The sequence below is a fragment of the Zobellia russellii genome (assembly GCF_018728565.1).
GTDB lineage: Bacteria > Bacteroidota > Bacteroidia > Flavobacteriales > Flavobacteriaceae > Zobellia > Zobellia russellii.
Window position 1 is genome coordinate 148,620 of the sequence record NZ_JACSOI010000005.1, and the last position, 18,587, is coordinate 167,206.

Consider the following 18,587-nt stretch of genomic DNA (forward strand, 5'->3'; position numbering starts at 1 on the left):
CGGGCTCCGATAGAAAGAAGCCATTCTGGCGGCTTAAGGGATGGTGATATGCAATTGGAGTAAGAGAACAGTTTCTATTTCAATGAAATAAAATAGGGCCGAAAAATTCGGCCCTATCTTTTATAGTTTCTTTAGGTTCATCCTTCCTAAAACCCCTATGACAAGGGTTATTAAAAAGGTAGGGAGAATTAGTTTTAACCAACTAAAACTCCGATTGGCTTCATGAAATTTAATGTTATAGTTTTTCCAATCTACAGATTCAGCCGGTTGATTTTTAAAGATTTTGGGATAAAAATCCAAGCGTAGCTTTTCATGAAACTCGGTAAGTTGTTTTAAGAACCCCAAGTGACTGATCATATCCGTTCCGGCCAAATGATTAAAACTAAGTTGCGCATGCATGGTAGGAACAAAAAGCGCCACTGTTTCGCTTACCGTGTTGCGTAACATTACTTTTTCGGTCATTTCGGTACTGGTATCATGAGATTCTAAATCGCCCATATGCTGCATACCGTAATACCAAAGCCAAGAAAATTCGTCTTCGGGAACAGGATAACTTTTAAACTGTGGGTAAGCTTCCAAAAACCCGTCCATTGTAGCGCTTTTTTCCAAATCCCATTTTTCATGGTAGCCATCGCGTTGTTCAACCATGGCATCCAATGCTTCGGGAACTTGATATTTGTTCAGCACATAATTATTGATCATTGCGGGAAATAAAATGGTCAAGACCACCCAAATAGATATCAATGCCAGGGCATTAAAACTAGAACTCTTTAAAAACGAAACCATCCAAAAACAGAGCGTACTCCAAAATAATAGGTACAAAAGGCTTTGTAAAAATATTCCCCAGAAATTTTGGTCCATCGGTATTTGTAGGATAACGCTCGATAGGAGCAGAAGCACTACGAGCACCGCAAAAACAAAGAGTACCCTAACCAAGAGTTTTTTGAATAAAAAGGCCGCTTTTCCAGAAGTTTGCGCGGCCAAAATACGCCACGTACCCCATTCCTTTTCTTCAGAATACAAATTAAAGGTCATGGCTATCAACACTAAAGGAAACAAATAAATGATGACAAACCCCAAATCTAGGTTGCCCGACATGAGCAAAGACGGATTTTCAAAATCGGTATCATATTTTTGTCCTTCCAGACCACGAATGGTGACTGCTTGCAATAACGGATTTACATCACTCTGACCAATAGAAATAGCGTTTATATTGGCAGGTTTCTTAATTAAGGTAAAACGAAGGTAATACAACAACAATCCCAAATCATCATTATGGTAGGTGACATTTTTCCGTATGCTTTCTTCCTGAAACTTTTGGGCGGCAACAATAGTGTTTTCCTGTTTTATCAAATACTGCTTGCCAATTAGAATACTGATCAGACCAACACTCATGAGCAACACAAGACTTACCAAGAATATTTTCGTCCTAAAAAATGATTTAAACAATAAACTATACATTTATATGGCTTTTAGGTTAGTTGATAATCTTAAGAGTCCAAATAGCGCCAAAACACCCCACAAAAGCAGCGCTATGATGGAGATGAGTTCATTCTTAAAAAGTTCCGTAGTACTTAGAAATTCATAATGAAATGGCGGAAAATTTTTCCAGTAATCGCTGGAAATAACATCCGGTCCCGCTTTACCCTTGTTAGGAATCAAATCCATTTGTAACTGGTTCATTTCCTGCGCTAAATCATATCGATAATTTTCCGCCTGATCCTTAAAATGTAGAAAAGATTGAAAATCGGTTCCCGAGAAGGCCATGGATAGATTTTTAATGGCTGTATATGGGTTGATAAAAGCAGAATACCGTTCTAGATTGTTCTGTTTACCGTAGACTTCATACAGCTGACTTTGGTGTTTGTGATACACCGCAGCACTTAAGGCCTCGCCTTTTGCCATTACAAACCCTCCATAGTTAAAGGGAAGGTCTGCCACATCGGTAACGTTATTGGCCGCAAGGACGGAATCCTTTAAAGCCTTAAAATGCGGATCATCAGGATTATGGCTATCCCCAAGTTGAACCAAATCGTGTTCTACCGCTGTCTCCATTTCTATTTTTGAGGGTGTAGGGTAGAGGTAATACCCCATAGCCTGCAATGATTTTGGAACGATAATGATGAACAACAACCAAATACCCAAGAGCTTCACCAATGCCCCCTTAGCAGTTTTACTAAATGCCGATACAAAAACGGTAATAGCGCCTAGAATGCCAAAAAAGAGGAGGTAGGATACAAAAAGCACCAGATACCTGAACAAACCACCGGCATGTACTTCATGCCGTTCCAATACCATAAAAAATAGGAGCACGAGAAAGACGGAAAAAAGAAAGATCAAGGACAAACTCCATAGTCCCAACCATTTTCCAAAAACAATTTCTTTTCTGGTGATACCTTGGCCTATCAGTAATTTTAAGGTGCCGTTTTCCCGTTCCTGAGCTATGGTGTTGAACCCCAGATAGAAAATTAAAAGGGGTACGATTACCTTTAATAACATGGCTAGACTAACTTCTCCGAAACGCAATAAACCGGTGGACATGCTTGCTTCCGAAAAATTGACGGTATTCTGTTTGTGCGCCTCCAAAAACATGGCGTTGCCCACAAAATTTTCCATCCCGAGGTCAAAAATACTTAGTACATGCTTAATTCTAAAGGCAAACGAACCGTAATGGGCCATTCTATGTGGATGCTTGTCCGGATTGTTTTCCCAACTTTCTTGAACCTCATGTTGAATTTCATGGCGGGTATGGTTTTGGTCGTTATAATTCTGCCATCCGCTATAGGCCGAAAATAATAATAGTCCGCCCATTAGCACCGAAGCTATTAAGAGTACTTTAGACCTAAAGGCATCTTTCCATAATTGGCGTGCCAATAGATAGATTACATTTTTTCTCATACTTAGAATTTATAGGTTGCATTCAGCAATACATTTCTTGGAGCTCCAGGCCCCAATCTAGAAGGGTTTAGGCCACCTAACCAATACGTTTCATCAAATAAATTGTTGAACTTTAAGGTCAATTGCATTCCTGTGTTATTTGGTTTATAATAAACCGCTGCATCAAATACGGTATAGGAAGGGAGGAGTAGTCTATCCGTATCGTAAGTAGGGTTATACCATGTATACCGCTCATCCATATACTGGGCACCCAAACCAATTCCGATACCTTTTAAGGTTTGATTGGTAAAATCATAACGACCCCAAATATTTGCATTATGCTTAGGGGCACCACCAATAGGCTCGCCAATGAATTCCTCTATGGCATCCTCAACAATTTCGGCATCGGCATACCCATAAGATGCCGTTATTTGAAAGTTTGAAGCTATATAACCGGACACATCCATTTCAAAACCTCTACTTCTTTGTTCACCTCTGGTGGTTAGGTTGTCCAAATCATAGGTATCTCCAAGAAGGATGTTTTTTTGAGTAATATTGAAAACGGCAAGGTTGGCGAATATTTTTCCGTTCAAAAACTCTCCTTTTGCGCCAAATTCCGTCAAACTACTTTCCAACGGATCAAATCTACTAGGAGAAGTAGACCAAAAGAAACCTTCTGCCGTTGGTGATAAAGAAACTGTATTGGTGTGCGGTTGAAAGCCTTCTAGGTAAGTGGCATATGCACTAACGGTTTTTGTAACTTCATAGGTTAGACCGAATCTAGGTACAATGGCATCGTTTGTAAACTCTTGCTCATCTCCTTCATAATCAAAAATATCCGTAAAACGCTCATATCGTAAGTTTACCAAAGCTGAAAATTTTCCCACCTTAAACTGGTTTTGAATATAGAAACCATTTGAAGTATTTAGGTTTGCAGGAATACTTAGTTCCGCAAGATTGTACGCATTGGTATTCCTAGCGCCGTTAAAAGGGTCTTCTAAGTTAAAATGAGGAACCGCAGGCACGGGTATGGTAACACCATCTACCACCGTTTGCTGAAAGTTATCCTGATTACTGGGGTCATAATTTGCCTGACCACCATCTACCGTTAAGTATCTTCTGGCACGAAGGAATCCTGCTCCAATTTTCCGCTCCCAACGTGTAGCATCATAACCCACCAAGGTTTTATTGGTAATCTTATCGGTTTTTATGTCGTAAGTGAAATAGGTGCTAAAGTTGTCCGTTTCCCAAAATTGCTGTCTCTCATCATATCGCATTCGCGCCAGCGTAGGAATTACATTCCCATCAATATCCACGGCCGTACCATCCACTCTATGCTCGGCTAAATCTTCGTCCCAGGTTTGTTTCATGTATTGTGCATTGAAACCTAACCGATCGGTAAACCTTTTGCTAAAGTTCGCCATTAAAATGAGCTCTTTATTTTTGTAGTGATCGCTTGAAGCACCCACGTTCATTGTAATTGGAGTACTATCTATATCATAGTTCCCATTTATAGTGCCAAAAATAGGTTGGCCTCTATCTAAGTTACCTTCGGCATTGCTATAAATCATCTCTACGTTCAGCGAGGTGGTCTCGTTTGGAATATAACTTAGAGAAGGTGTAAATAGTATAGCATTATTGTTCACAACATCCCTAAATGAATCCGCCTCTTGAATTGCGGCGTTTAAACGATATAACAGGGTTTTAGATTCGTTTAAGGGCCCCGTAAAATCGGCTGTAGCCCTTATGGTTCCAAAACTACCCGTAGTTAAAGAAACCTCATTACGTTTTTCTGCCAATGGTTTTTTGGTAACCATGTTTACAGTACCACCGGGATCTGCACTCGAAAAAGTAACCGATGAGGGACCTTTTATCACTTCAACACGTTCTAAGTGTGAGGTAATGGGCTGAAGGAAGTAATATTGACGGGTACGCATTCCGTTTAATACTTGTCCGTCATCCGCTTGCGTAATACCACGAATATTATAGTGATTGTACAGCCCTGTAACGGAAACATTACTTACCGTCTTAACGGCATCGGGTACCTGAAAGGCAAGACGATCCGCAATTAATTCTTTGGTTACCGAAGTAATGGCTTGTGGTAACTCTTTGTTGGCAATGGCCACTTTTGTAGCCGAGAATGAATAATCACTATTATAATCCGTTCTTGCCCGACCAACCACTTCTACGGACTGTAGCTGTTCTACATTTTCCTGTAATACCAAGGTTCCTAAATCGTAATCTTTTAACTCATCAAAGGTTTTTTTAATGGAAATAGACTTCATTCCTATGTAACTCACCGTCAGTTGAAAGGTGCCGGTTTCCGAAATCTCAAAACTAAAATTTCCGTTCGCTTCGGTGGTGGTTCCCCTTTTATTTCCCCTAGCCGTATTGGAAAATGAAACAGTGGCCCCATAAACGGGTAATCCGTTCGTATCGTTAACCTTACCATTCACTTTTATTTGACCGTACGTTGCGTTGCACAGTAGTAAGGCCAGTATTATTTTTATATAGTGGTTCATCTTTTCTAAATTGTTTCTAGGTAGAGTTGGTTTAATTCATTTGCGTTAATTTCATTGGCCTTTAACTGTTGGGCCAAAACTCCTTCTTTCATAATACCAATGGTGGTGCCCAGTTCTACGGCATTAAAAATATCGTGGGTGGCCATAAAGATGACCTTACCCATACTGGCAAGTTCCTTACAGATTTGAGTAAATTCCGCTGTGGCTTTAGGATCAAGGCCAGAAGTGGGCTCATCCATGAAAATAACTTCGGCATTTTTGGCCAGTGCCACAGCAATACCCACTTTTTGCCGCATTCCCTTAGAGTAGGAGGAGAGCCTTTTATGTTGTGCATCCAACTGCAGGCCTGTTTTAGCTAGAAATGCTTCCAGCTCTGCCGTGGTGTATGTGAATCCTGCCAAACGGCTAAAGAAATCCAAGTTTTCTACGCCACTAAGGTTACCGTAAAGTTGTACCGTTTCGGGAATATATGCGGTAAGTGTATTGGTATCGTCCTTTCCTACTTCTTTATCGGCAATAAAGGCTTGGCCGCCATCTTTTGATATAAAGCCTAAAAAAATATTGATCGTAGTGGTTTTTCCTGCGCCGTTCTGACCCAAAAGACAAAATATTTCGCCTTTGGAAACTTCAAACGAAACGTCTTTTAAAGCTGCCTTTCCTTGATAAGACTTGCTTATGTTCGTTGCTTTCAACATAATAGTATAACTAAATTAAGAGTATAGGTAAATCGTGTAATCATCCTTATACACAGCAATTTGTGGTATAAGTATATAAATGATATAGAAGATGTCCTTACGAAAAAGACAGGTCCATATGTATATTCAACACTTAGCTTTCAGCATACCGTATTCGGGTGTGCGACAAATCAAAAGAAGTGTGACAAACAAAGAATATGACGAATGAAAAGGGCGTACCGGTCCTATAAAAATTTACGGTACTACATACAAAATGGACTGTTAAACTTGTGGAGGAGGCCGCGTAAAGCGATTATTGCCTAAAAATTGGTTCTCAAAAACAAGCTGTGGCGCATTGTTAGAGAACTTTTGTTCAAAAAAATAGAATTCTGTTTGCGGTAGAACGGGAGATTCCGTTTTTAAAAGCGGTGTAAAATTAACCGCTGTGGTAATGTGACAAACTTCGCAATGTTGCGCGTCGGAATCGTCAATATGATGCGTAAGCGCATGCAGTCCTGCCACTTTGAATACCAAAAACAAAGCGACAAAAAACATAGAAACGAAATTCTTGCTGCTTTTCATCATAAGCGACAAAAGTAAATAATACTTTAAATTATTAATGAGAATTTAAACAAAAATTACTTTGGCATGAATTTAACTGAAGTTGGAGTACAAGGGTATATAAATTATAAGAACATTACAAGGCCCTTTTTTATCTTCAAAAACAAGCTTAGTGGACACGAAATGGTTTAAAGTTTATGAATACGATGGTGTAAATGAACAACAAGAGTAAATACCAGGTATTGGAAACCAAATCTATATAATCGATTTTTCCGTTTGAAAAGCTTAAAATCATTAAAACCTGAGCTCCATAGGGCAGTAGACCTTGAAAAATACAGGCAAAAATATCTAAATTGGAAGCGGTTTTCTTGTTATCCAATCCGTATTCATCATTAATGGTTTTGGCAATGGGGCCGGCAATGATGATAGAAACCGTGTTATTGGCAATCGCCATATTAATAGTACTCACTAATGAGGCAATACCTAGCTGTGCCGTTTTTTTGTTCTTGATAAGCTTCTTTATGTTGACCAATATAAACTCTATGCCTCCGTTTCGTTCTACTAAAGCAGCCAATCCTCCTGTTAATAGAGACAACAAGAAAATCTCTGTCATGTTCGTAAATCCAGAATAGGCAATTTTAGTAGATTCTATAAGGGTAAAATCACCATAAACAATCCCCAAAAGTCCAGCGAATACTGAACCTAATACTAAGGTTACAAAAACGTTCACTCCTACAATAGATAGAACAATGACCAAAAGATAGGGCATAATTTTGATGATGGAATAACTATAAACTACAGTCTCCGTTTCGGCGGACTTTAATCCCAAACCTTGAAAGATTAAAATAGCTATAGTGAATAGGGCAGCGGGTACGGCAATTTTAATGTTCTGCTTGAATTTATCACTCATTTTACAACCTAAGGATTGTGTAGCGGCAATGGTAGTATCCGAGATTACCGATAAATTATCGCCAAACATGCTACCACCTAACAGTGCACCACATAAAATGGCCAAATCCGCACCGCTCTTATCGGCAAATCCCACTACAATAGGAGCCAAAGCAACAATGGCACCCACCGAAGTTCCTGTAGAAACCGATAAGAACCCTGCAATAATAAAAATGCCAACGTAGATGTATTGAATGGCTATAAAATCCAATCCCATATTAACAATGGCATCAACACTACCGGTTTCGTTGGTAATTGCAGCGAATGCACCTGCTAACAAGTAGATCAAACACATGGTTAATATTTTATCATCTCCACAGCCTTTTAAAACGGTTTTTATTTTAGAATTTATAGATTGCCCAAACATTAGGAAGGCAGCAATTATCCCCACAATTACTGCAATGGGAGCAGGTAACGCGTAGAAATCGTTTTGATATATACCCACACCCAAAAAAGTAAATACAAAAATGAATAGGGGTACGAGAGCAGAGAATTTTGGAGTTCTATCTTTGATGTTTGCCATTTCTTTCTTTATGCTAAAAAAGGAAGTAGAAGCAAATAGATAGACATATGGGTTAACATTTGTTCCAACTAATTGGCTTATCTCTTTAGCACCTTGCTCGTTATTGCAGGTTGCTATCTCCTCTTTTTGAGATTCTTGATAATTATTTAAGGCGGCAAAAATAAGGTATAAGAACTACCTGCAACTCATAAAAAGAGTTAATTTATATCATACTTTTTTTTGGTCAATTAGAAGAAATCCTAAACTTTTGAGTTAATAAGTAGTATAAATCCTATGTAAATGGTACGTCAAGTAACGTAATACATATTTTTTAACTTAGTTTGTAACTGCTAACCAAGGGATAAAAAAGTCTATTTATCTTATTATTTTGAAGAGTGGAATGAAAAAACAAGACTTACACGCTGAAAATCAACTTTCAACAACCAATGAAGGTGATAACCATACAACTATTAGTCAGCTAGAAAAAGACAAAATCATTGAAAGACAACTGCGTTTTCAGGATTTGTTAATCAGTATCTCTACAAAACATATTAATTCCGATTTATCGGATATTGATAAACTTATCAGAGCATCCCTAAAGCAAATTGGCGAATTCGTAGAATCGGACAGAAGCTATATCTTTTCTTATGATTTTGTAAATAACACCACTTCAAACACTTATGAATGGTGTTCTGAAGGTATAGAACCGGAAATAGAGAACTTGCAGAATGTACCTATAGACTTTATTCCGCAATGGATAGAAGCACATAAAAAGGGAGAGCCGTTCTTTGTGGAAGATGTAAGTGAATTACCAGAAGACGGAGAACATGGTTTACGAGCCGTTTTAGAGCCACAGGGCATTAAGAGTCTAATTACTATTCCAAAAATCAAGAATAATGAGTTGATCGGTTTTATTGGTTTTGATTCGGTCAAAAAAATCAATAAGTATGATGATAATGAAAAGGACATCCTTTTTGTCTATGCCAATATGCTGGTTAATGTCATACAGCGTAAAGAGAGTGAAGAACGGATAAAGGAGCAAGAGAAGAAGAAGGAAGAACTATTAAAAAATTTATCGCTTCAAAATGAAGAATTAAGTGAATATGCCCATGTGGTATCTCATGATTTAAAAGCCCCTCTCATTAATATTCACACTTTGGTGAGTTGGTTTATAGATGACAATAAGGAAGCTTTGGGAGAGGATACCATACAACCTTTGCATCAGGCCTTGTTTAATGTGGAAAAGATGAATTTCTTAATAAAGGGAATTCTGGATTATTCCACTATAGATAAAATAGAATCAGAAGACAAACAGGTTGATTTTAATATCCTCATTAAAGAAGTCTTGGAAACTATTTTAGTGCCCGGCCATATAAAGGTTACGGTTCAAGAGAACATGCCAAGTTTGTACGGGAATACCTGGAGATTTAAGCAGGTTTTTCAAAACCTGATTCAGAATGCCATAAACTATGGAGATAAGGAACAGGGCACCGTAGATGTGGGCTATATTGATAGAGGTGACCATTATGAGTTTTTTGTAAAAGATAATGGCATTGGGATCAAGTCCGATTATTTTGAAAGAATATTTAAAATCTTTACCAAATTAGAAAGCACGGGTTCCTCATCCGGAATAGGTCTATCCATCGTTAAAAGAATCATTAAATATTATAACGGTTCCATTTGGTTAGAAAGTGAAGAGGGCGTAGGCACCACCTTTTACTTTACACTTTTGAAGACCACGTAGGTGTTAGTTCCTGTGAATAATATATTTAAATAACTATATTATAAACGCACTTTGAAATTTTAAAATGCGTTTAAATCTCTGCTGCCGTTTTATTGGCTACAGCTACCGTATGAAATATCGTTTACTGTAGGATTATAAGCATTCTGTTCAATGAATACATCCGTATAACTGCCATTGATCATAAAATTGGTCAATGCGCAAAAATCGGTTAAGTTATAATTGCCTCCATAGACCATATTAAAATCTTCATCAAACGATGCCCCAATAGTAATCACGCCACCAACAGAGCTAAGATTTTCAAAGCCGTTCAATGAGGTAATCTTATTCTCATGTAGCGATAAATCAGAACCTACTGTAGTAAGGTTTTCTAAATCCATTATGGTGGCAAGCTTATTATTTCTATACACCTCTAATTTATATTGTACAGATGCAATGTTGTTTAGTCCTTTTAGAGAAATAAGTTCGCTGTTTCTTGAAATTTGTAAATGACCGTTAACCGCAGTAACGTTTTCCAAGCCTTCAAGTGTAGCTAGTTTTGCATTGTGTCTAATAACCAAATCACCTTTTAACGCTGTAACATTATTTAAGCCTGCAAATGAAGTAAGTTCGGAATTGGTCGTAATTTGTAATCCTACGGTATTATATTCGCTACCATAAAGCGCAATACCTTGTCCAATTGAATTTAAACTATTCAGTCCTTGCAGAGAAGTTAGTCCCATGTTCTGGGTAAGAATAAGCGCAAGATCAATAGATGTAATATTCCCCAAGCCAACTAATGAGGTAAGGCTTTAGTTATCAGCAATTCTTAATTCCCCATTTATCCTAGTCAAATTATCCAGACCCGACAAAGAAGTAAGCTCAGAATTATTACTGATGTTTATATATCTACCCTCTATAGCCGTAAGATTATTTAAGTCCGTAATATTGGTTAAATTGCTGTTATTGCTAATAGTCAAACGATTGCCAATAGATGTAAGATTTTGTAAACCTTGCAAATTGGTTACCGCTGTCTTAGAAATGTTCAATGAGCCACCAATTGTAGTTAAGTAATCCAGGTTTGCAAGAGAGGTAATAGTAGGTGTAGCACTATCCTCAATAATTACATCACCTGTAACTTCTGTATAGCCTATTGTTCCAAAGTTCTCTATGTCTTCCTGAGAGGTTAAAGTAATGGAGCCTTCGTATATACCACCGCTTTGGGGCAGTTCTTCACATTCTCCGTTATATATATCATTAAAAGATGGATTGTATTTATTATTTGAGATACTTACTGTACTAAAAGTACCGGTTGTGAATAGATTGGTCAGTGCACAAAAATTTTCAAGTTTAGGGTTGGGACGGAAACTATCACCTATTACGGTTTGGTTGCCAACTGAATTAAGATTTTCCAAACCTATAAGAGATACCAGATTTTCATTACCCCTAATATGTAAATTTCCTCCAACAGAAATTATATTATCCAATCCAGTTAGTGTGTTAAGCTTATTATTATTTCCGATGGTTAAGCCGTTCCCAACTGAGGTTACATTGTTCAAGCCTTGTAACGTAGTAAGATTATTGTTGTCCAATACAAACAAATATTCCTGAACTGAAGTTATGTTTTCTAATCCTGTTAGTGTAGTAAGGCTACCGTTACCATTTATTTCAATTCCATTAAGAGAAGTTAAGCTTTCTAAGCCTGTTAGCGACGTAAGTTTAGTATTTATTGTAAACCGTAGATTACCTCCTATAGAACTTAAATTTTCAAGTGCAGATAACGTAGTTAGATGTATATTAAAAATGAAAGCCAAATTACTGCCAACAGTTTCAAGTTTTTCTAAACCATTTAAGTTTTTAGCTCCTGTTTCTATATAAAATTCCCCTCCAACAACCATTAGGCTAGATAAACTTTCTAAGGAGGTAATGCTCTGTTGCCCATCTAACTTTATATCTCCAGTAATCTCCCTATATCCAAAAGCACCAAAAGCATCTACTTCTTCTTGGGTAGTTAAAGTTATTGACCCTTCATATATAGTACTTCCTTGATTAGGGCAGGTTTGTATTTGTCCTAAATTGGTAATACCATTCGCAATACTGGATAAGGTAATTTCATCTGAAGTTTCATCGGTATCAACATCTACTACAACAATGAGGTAGTCCGCTTCGTTACAATACACTAATTGTTGCTCAATTTCACCATTAGTTATGGGGAGTATTTTAAAGTCATTGATATCATTTGTGGAATGTATAAAAGCATAACCATTGGTCAAAGGCGCATTGTTGCAATTGGTTACGGTAGCGGATAAGGTTGTGATGGAAACATCTGCCAAGTCGTCTATATTAATGGTGATGTTCAAACCATCTTCTGTAAAAGGACCAAATTCTTTAGACCCTGCCGGGCTTTCCGGATCACAATCACTAAACAAGGTAATTTCAAGGGTTTCTTCTTTAGGGAAAAGACCACAATTTTGACCCAGTTCATTTGTATAACCGGAATATACAAGCTGATCATTGGAAGCCCTGGTAATTTCAAAATAAGAGTTAGGTAAGGCTGCGTTTTGTTTCAACTCAAAGCACGCCCTAATAGTGTTTAACGGTAAATCGCAATTCCACCAGGTAAAGTGAGATACCTCACCTACATATTCTCCGTCTATAATTGTTGCAGCACCTTGTTCTTTCCAATACCCAACAGCTTCATCAAAATACCAAAGTGGTATGGATGACGGAGCATTTGGTGTGCTAGAAGAAACAGGAAAATATAGTTTTGCAGGCGTATCTTCTGAAATATTCAAAATCTCTCCATTAGGGGAGGATAAGTTAACAGACAGCATACCGTAGGTTTCCATAGCAGTAGCCTCGTTGTTTTCCCTTTTTCCAAAGAGGGAACCTGGCATTTGGAAAAACGTTTGTGTTTGGTTAGGTTCCAAATAATGCATTGAAACCTCTACTTTTCCGTTATATGGAGCCCCGGAAGCATCTATAAAACTTCCTCCAAAATTTACCTTTGCACCATTATCTAAGCTTACCTCCGAGGTTTCACCAGAATTCACGGTCTCAATAGTATTCTTTTTAAGTAGCGTAATATTTACAACATTACTACCGCTGGCCGATGGTACTATACTTCTGGAACCTAAAATATAGCCTTCCGTTTCTGCTTTGATATAAGCAAATTTTTCATTTACAGTAACCTCATTTAAGACAAAGACACCTTTAGTATCTGTTACTACAGATTGACTCCCAATGGTTACCTTCACTTGCCCTAAAGGCTTAGCGTCAATATCCGTGATTTCTCCAATAAAATTAGTTGTTAGGGCAGCTCCAAAATTTTTAGCCTTAAATTCTATATCGCTAATGGCTTCAATAGCTACTGTTGTGGTATCTACCGCAATGGTATCATTTATAACCTCATTTACTAAAGTTTTTTCTAAAGAATCATCATCATTTGTGCAAGAAGTGATTAATACACATACTAGTATAAGAGCCTGTAAGTACTTCATGGGGGTGGGGTATAGGTTGGTTTTGGTCTAGTCTTTATATCAGCCGTTAAGCGCATGCAAAGAATTATATAAACTAAAAACACTAAAAAAAGATTGTATTTACTTAAGTTTCACTCTAGTATTTTCGATAATCGGCAATAAGTTGAAACCTAGCCACAAATGAGATTTTTATCTTGAATGTCGTTGTTATGCAGGTTATAAACATGGGTGAGGATATGATATTATTTTTGGAATAAATCCAATTTTCAGTATAAATTCCATATTTTAGGAGTTTTTACTAATATTGATGAAACCCTCATTACGCAATGCAAAATTTAGAGTTGGAAAAACGAACATGGTGTTTAACGCAAGGCCTTAGAGAGTATCTGATTATTATTAGTCCGCCAGCTCATATCAAAAATGACCTGTTCGGTTATAAAAAAGATTTTATGTACCGTTTTGGTACAGCCAGATATATTCATTCCATAGCCCACATTAGCCTAAGCAATTTCATGATTGAAAGTATTCCGGAGCTAACCATTTTAAATGAATTGCGTTATGCTTTGGGAGGTAAAAAGCGATTTGAAGTTCAGGCCAATGGATTTCAAAAATTTATAGGCTCGAACACTTTATGTATAGGTGTTATGGGAGCCGAAATTTTCAAGCTTCAAAACCTTATGGTAGCAGTGTTGAGAAAGAGAGCGAAAATTGGTAACAGGGGCACTCAGAAAATAGGAGTCCCTCATATGACTATTGCAAGTAAAATTCCGGATTTAGAATTTGACCGAAGCTGGGCGTACTTTCGAGAAAAATCATACTCCAAAATTTTTACCGTAAACAAGATAACCGTACTGAGGAAAAATCATTCATTGGGAGAAAAGGTATATAAGATGGCATTTGAAATTGAGTTGGAATAGTACTTTCAGCAAGTTAGATTAACGATACGTAGTGGCCATTTTTAAGTCTAGATTATTCACTTGTATGACATCTTTCGCCTAGTTCCGGATTCCAATTATATATAAAGATAGTAATGAATTTAATCCAAAAAACGCTAAAAAAATGGCTATGTTATTTTAATTTTGCGTTTCGTTCACCCAGTTTAAATTCAAGAGCTTGCTAGAGAAAAGACGTCAGTTGACCCAAGAACAACACACTATAGAAAGCCTAAAAGACCGCTTAAATGCACTGGTCTTAACAATTGCCTCAATCGTGAGTGGGAATGGCATAAAAATGGTATTGAGGGATGCCGACTACAAAAAAAATAGAAACAATTACCAAGAATAGAAATAGTCCATTTAGTTTGCAGCCGGAGCTTTTACCTGAGCCATATTTTTATATATGCAAAATAGCTGGTAGAGCAATGAAAAATACAATAAGAAGGGTTTAAGATTTTTTCCAAGGTATTGGCTTATCATCTTACTAATTAACGCAGGTTGTTATCTCTATTTGAGATTTATGATATGAATTTTAAGGGCGCGAAATTAATAAACGCAACGGTTACATGTCATCCGTTTTTTGGTTCTATGTAACATTGTTTTGTTCCCGCTTTAATCTTAAGCCTCATTAAAATTTACATTTAATGAACCATTCACCAATCTATTCTCATTGTCTATACCACTGAAGACACCTTCTTGGTTTCTACTGTTATTTTTTAAATAGTAGCTTTTAAAATAAATGTTGACACGCTCAAGAGCAATAATGCCAGAAAAATTAAATCTAAAATTAATTACCGAACCTTTGTTTAGGAGTTCTATACGGTCTTTTTCAATGTAAACATTATCGGTTAGCGTCACGATTTCAAAGTTGGACTTAAGAATTTTAAATTTTAGCTTTTCCTGAAATCCATCCGAATAATCAAAGGTTACATCATACGTTCCTGATAATTTACCATAAAGTGATGCGTAGGGACTGTTACTGGATAATTCTAGTGCGTGTCTCGGAACTACACTAGGATTAACAATCCGCTTGTTCCGAATTTCCATAGCAATATAAGGCGGTATGCTAGGGTCTTTGGATTTTAGCTCCATTTCTTGTTTGCTCTCACACTTCTCTAGAATTGAACGGCCAGCTACGGTATTCGTAAATAAATCGAAAGTGCAATAGGTTCCAATTAGATATTTTATGTTAGAGGGTGCTCTATGACCTAAATAATAGATTTCACTCGCACCATCAATATAACGGTCACCGGAGAGGGTATTGGTTTTAATCGTTAAGGTATCCCCTTGTCGTTTTATATTTCCATGGCTATAATATTCCCGCATCGTACCGTTCTCTAAAGGATACATGAATATATGTTGAATTTTTTTCCAATTTTTAGAGATGATACTCTGTCCTTTTAAAATGGTATTGTCTTCACCAAAATAGTAGTTAATGTAATAATAGGTAATCTCATCGTCATTACTTTTAAGTAAGGTCAGTTGTTTTTCGTGTTCGTCCTCTGAGGGTTTGTGTGCTGTTAGAAAAGCTTCGTAATCCTGATATCCTAAAAAAAGCAAGATTATAGTCTTATAATATTGGTTCAGTTTTATAAGTGGCTTGCCTTTTTCGAACTCCCTATATTTATCATACAAATACTTCCCGTTTATAAATTCGGAACCTAATTCTTCAAAATCACTTTTCAAGCTAGGTTTGTTTTCATTGTAAGCCCCATAGCCATACAGCTGAAAAGTTTTAGGTAAATGCTTAAGATTATGCTTTTGTATAAAGGTTTCGTGTAACTTATCTATAAGAATTTTAAAGTATTCCGATGTTAGAACTATTGAACCTGAGCCTGTTGTCATAAATTCCTATTTTACATTTAAAATTATTAAAAATATTTTTAGTATTCATAATTAATAATAATTAATCTATGTGTGAGTAGTTTTAGCCAACGAACTAATTCAATCAGGACATGAAAAAATCTATCTTCTTAATTTTTCTATTGGTTTCTTCCATAGGTTTTGCACAAACTTTAGTTACCGGTAAAATAACGGACGAAAGCGGTGAGCCATTACCAGGAGCAAGCATTGCCGAAAAAGGAACATCAGCCGGTGTAATATCGGATTTCAACGGTAATTATGATATTACGGTCTCATCGAACGAAGCGGTATTGACCATTTCTTACATTGGTTTTGAAACAAAAGAAATAACTGTAGGCGGCCAAACACAAATTAATGTTGAACTTGCCGAAACTGCGGTATCATTAACAGGAGTAACAGTACAAGGTTTTTCTGGCGTTATGGGAAAATCCCGTAAGCGAACGGAATCCATTCAAACTACTCCGGAATCCGTAACCGCTTTGAATGCCGAAGGTATTGAAAGTGCAGGTATTACAGATGTTAGCTCATTTTCCGCTTTGGTTCCCAATTTAAAGTTTAATTCCGCCCAAGCTGTCGGTCTTAACTTTATTACGGTACGTGGTATACCGCAGGTTAGGGGTGGCGATGCCCCTCTGGCATTCGTTATTGATGGGGTTACCATTCCAGACCCAAGTTTGTTAAGTCAGGATTTATATGATTTGGCTTTAGTTGAAGTCGTCAAAGGTCCACAAGGGGCTTTGTATGGTAAGAATGCAATTGGTGGTGCCGTAAATATTTACACCAAAGACCCTACTAACAGAATGACTAATCAGATGAAGCTAGGTGTTGGTAACGGTGGTTTTAAGCAAGCCCAATTTATTTCTTCCGGAGCAATTTCCAAAGACAAGTTGTTCTATCGGTTTTCTGCGCAATACAAAGATTTTGATGGTTTATTGACCAATGAATTTCTTGATGAAAAAGTTGATTTTAAAGAGGACATCAATGTAAGAGGACAATTGAAAGCTAAATTATCATCCAATTTTTCAATAACCGGTACCTATCAATATTTTAATATAGATGGAGGTGCTACATATTATTCTGTGAACCCAACAGGAACCGATGGTGAATTTACAGGAGGAACCTTAGACCCAAACCCCACAAATGGGAATAATGTTATTGTTGCTGACGTATTAGGTAAATCGGATATGGTGAACAACTACGGTAATATTAAACTGGACTATAACCTAGGTGGCGCAAAATTACAGAGTATTACTTCTTACAACAAAGTTGATCGTTCCACAATAGGAGATTTGGATTTCTTAGAGTTAGACGGTCTTACGCAAGGAGAAGAAATCACTACCAAAACCTTTAATCAGGAAATTAGAATTAACAATGCTAAAACAGATACTAAATTCGATTGGAGTTTGGGCGGGTTCTATCAAAAAATAGAAAAAGATTTTTATCAAAATGGAACTACGGGGGTAGATTTTGGAGGACCTGATGCCTATGATACCGCAGATTATATTAATGAAACCCAAACCATAGCTCTATTCGGATTTGGGGATTATAAGCTTACGGATAAATTAACAGTTTCCGCAGGCTTCCGTTTGGATATAGATAGTTTTACTCAAGAGGATTCCTTATTCGAGACGAATTCAGAAAGGGATAACAATGAATTTCAACCTAAAGTCTCTTTATCCTACCAAGCGAACGAGAATGTGTTATTATTTGCCAATTACGGACGTGGTTACCGAAACGGAGGGTTTAACGCGCAGGCTACGGACCTTTTTAACCGAGAATTTGATGATGAAACATCGGATAACTATGAACTGGGATTCAAAACAACTTCTTGGAACAATCGGTTTATTCTAAATGGTTCCGTTTTCTCTTCCAGACTTAATAATCAGCAACAATATATTTTAGACCTGAACACTTTTATTGCGGGTGTGTATAACTATAATGAAACCGAGGTTTATGGTTTTGAAGTAGATTCTCGTGTAAGATTGACGAATTTTTTAGATGCTTTTGCCAATTACGGTTTATCACGCGCTAACATTTTAGACGGAGGAACCACTGGAGGTGAAAATGGAGATACAACCGATAATACAAAGTACAATGATAAACGAACTCCTTTTGTGCCCTACAGTACTTTTGGTATTGGAATGGAGTCGGCTTTCAATATTACGGACGATTTAAAATTCAATGGTTTTTTAAACCTGGACACTACAGGAAAGACCTATTACCATGAAAGCAATACCGAAGCAACAACTACGGACGCTTATTCCTTATTAGATGCCCGTTTAAGTCTATCCTACAAAAATTGGAAGCTAGAATTCTGGGGCAAGAACTTGACAGATAAAGAGTACTATCAAGAATTCTCTCCAGGGGAATTCGTGGGGAGTCCTGATGATGTGGCCTGGAGAGGGCAACCGTTAACCGTAGGTACCGCAATCTCAGTAAAATTCTAAAAATACTACAACCATTACTAGATACTTATGGGCATCCATTTCAGATGCCCTTATCATCC

Annotated in this window: 13 protein-coding genes and 1 riboswitch; of the genes, 4 read left to right on the top strand and 9 right to left on the bottom strand. The window is 37.2% G+C overall.

The window, feature by feature from the left end:
- Positions 1 to 120: 120 nt before the first annotated feature.
- From H9565_RS13335 to H9565_RS13360, 6 genes are all read right to left on the bottom strand, one after another.
- Positions 121 to 1,461, bottom strand: a complete 1,341-nt coding sequence (locus H9565_RS13335; protein ID WP_215440386.1) for a DUF3526 domain-containing protein — start codon at positions 1,459 to 1,461, stop codon at positions 121 to 123.
- Positions 1,462 to 2,898 (bottom strand): ABC transporter permease, encoded by a 1,437-nt coding sequence (locus tag H9565_RS13340; protein WP_215440387.1) that lies wholly within the window; start codon positions 2,896 to 2,898, stop codon positions 1,462 to 1,464. It lies immediately after the preceding gene.
- A 2-nt stretch (positions 2,899 to 2,900) separates the two neighbouring features.
- Positions 2,901 to 5,399, bottom strand: coding sequence for a TonB-dependent receptor (locus H9565_RS13345; RefSeq protein WP_215440388.1), 2,499 nt, complete (start codon positions 5,397 to 5,399; stop codon positions 2,901 to 2,903).
- A gap of 5 nt (positions 5,400 to 5,404) precedes the next feature.
- On the bottom strand, positions 5,405 to 6,094 hold the full coding sequence (locus tag H9565_RS13350; protein ID WP_215440389.1) for an ABC transporter ATP-binding protein: 690 nt from the start codon (positions 6,092 to 6,094) through the stop codon (positions 5,405 to 5,407).
- Between the two features lie 261 nt (positions 6,095 to 6,355).
- A complete protein-coding gene (locus tag H9565_RS13355) occupies positions 6,356 to 6,658 on the bottom strand; it encodes a hypothetical protein (protein ID WP_215440390.1) in 303 nt (100 codons plus the stop codon).
- Between the two features lie 145 nt (positions 6,659 to 6,803).
- Positions 6,804 to 8,105 (bottom strand): Na+/H+ antiporter NhaC family protein, encoded by a 1,302-nt coding sequence (locus tag H9565_RS13360; RefSeq protein WP_215440391.1) that lies wholly within the window; start codon positions 8,103 to 8,105, stop codon positions 6,804 to 6,806.
- A 48-nt stretch (positions 8,106 to 8,153) separates the two neighbouring features.
- Positions 8,154 to 8,252, bottom strand: a riboswitch (SAM-I-IV-variant riboswitch).
- Between the two features lie 232 nt (positions 8,253 to 8,484).
- Here H9565_RS13360 and H9565_RS13365 point away from each other — a divergent pair.
- Complete coding sequence (locus tag H9565_RS13365; protein ID WP_215440392.1) at positions 8,485 to 9,828, top strand: GAF domain-containing sensor histidine kinase; 1,344 nt, start codon at positions 8,485 to 8,487, stop codon at positions 9,826 to 9,828.
- A gap of 89 nt (positions 9,829 to 9,917) precedes the next feature.
- Here H9565_RS13365 and H9565_RS13370 read toward each other — a convergent pair whose 3' ends face one another.
- Positions 9,918 to 10,595 carry a hypothetical protein gene (locus H9565_RS13370; RefSeq protein WP_215440393.1) on the bottom strand — a complete coding sequence of 226 codons (678 nt, stop codon included), beginning with the start codon at positions 10,593 to 10,595 and terminating at the stop codon, positions 9,918 to 9,920.
- Between the two features lie 21 nt (positions 10,596 to 10,616).
- Positions 10,617 to 13,304 (bottom strand): receptor L domain-containing protein, encoded by a 2,688-nt coding sequence (locus tag H9565_RS13375; RefSeq protein ID WP_215440394.1) that lies wholly within the window; start codon positions 13,302 to 13,304, stop codon positions 10,617 to 10,619.
- A gap of 305 nt (positions 13,305 to 13,609) precedes the next feature.
- Between H9565_RS13375 and H9565_RS13380 the strand changes: the two genes are divergently transcribed.
- Positions 13,610 to 14,200, top strand: a complete 591-nt coding sequence (locus H9565_RS13380; RefSeq protein ID WP_215440395.1) for a 2'-5' RNA ligase family protein — start codon at positions 13,610 to 13,612, stop codon at positions 14,198 to 14,200.
- A gap of 196 nt (positions 14,201 to 14,396) precedes the next feature.
- Positions 14,397 to 14,567, top strand: coding sequence for a hypothetical protein (locus H9565_RS13385; RefSeq protein WP_215440396.1), 171 nt, complete (start codon positions 14,397 to 14,399; stop codon positions 14,565 to 14,567).
- A 269-nt stretch (positions 14,568 to 14,836) separates the two neighbouring features.
- Here the strand turns inward: H9565_RS13385 and H9565_RS13390 are convergent, their stop codons facing one another.
- The gene (locus H9565_RS13390) at positions 14,837 to 16,063 is read right to left on the bottom strand and encodes a hypothetical protein (protein WP_215440397.1); all 1,227 of its coding nucleotides are present in this window, start codon (positions 16,061 to 16,063) and stop codon (positions 14,837 to 14,839) included.
- A gap of 110 nt (positions 16,064 to 16,173) precedes the next feature.
- On the opposite strand from H9565_RS13390, the gene H9565_RS13395 reads away from it, so the two are divergent.
- A complete protein-coding gene (locus H9565_RS13395) occupies positions 16,174 to 18,528 on the top strand; it encodes a TonB-dependent receptor (protein WP_215440398.1) in 2,355 nt (784 codons plus the stop codon).
- Positions 18,529 to 18,587 lie beyond the last annotated feature (59 nt).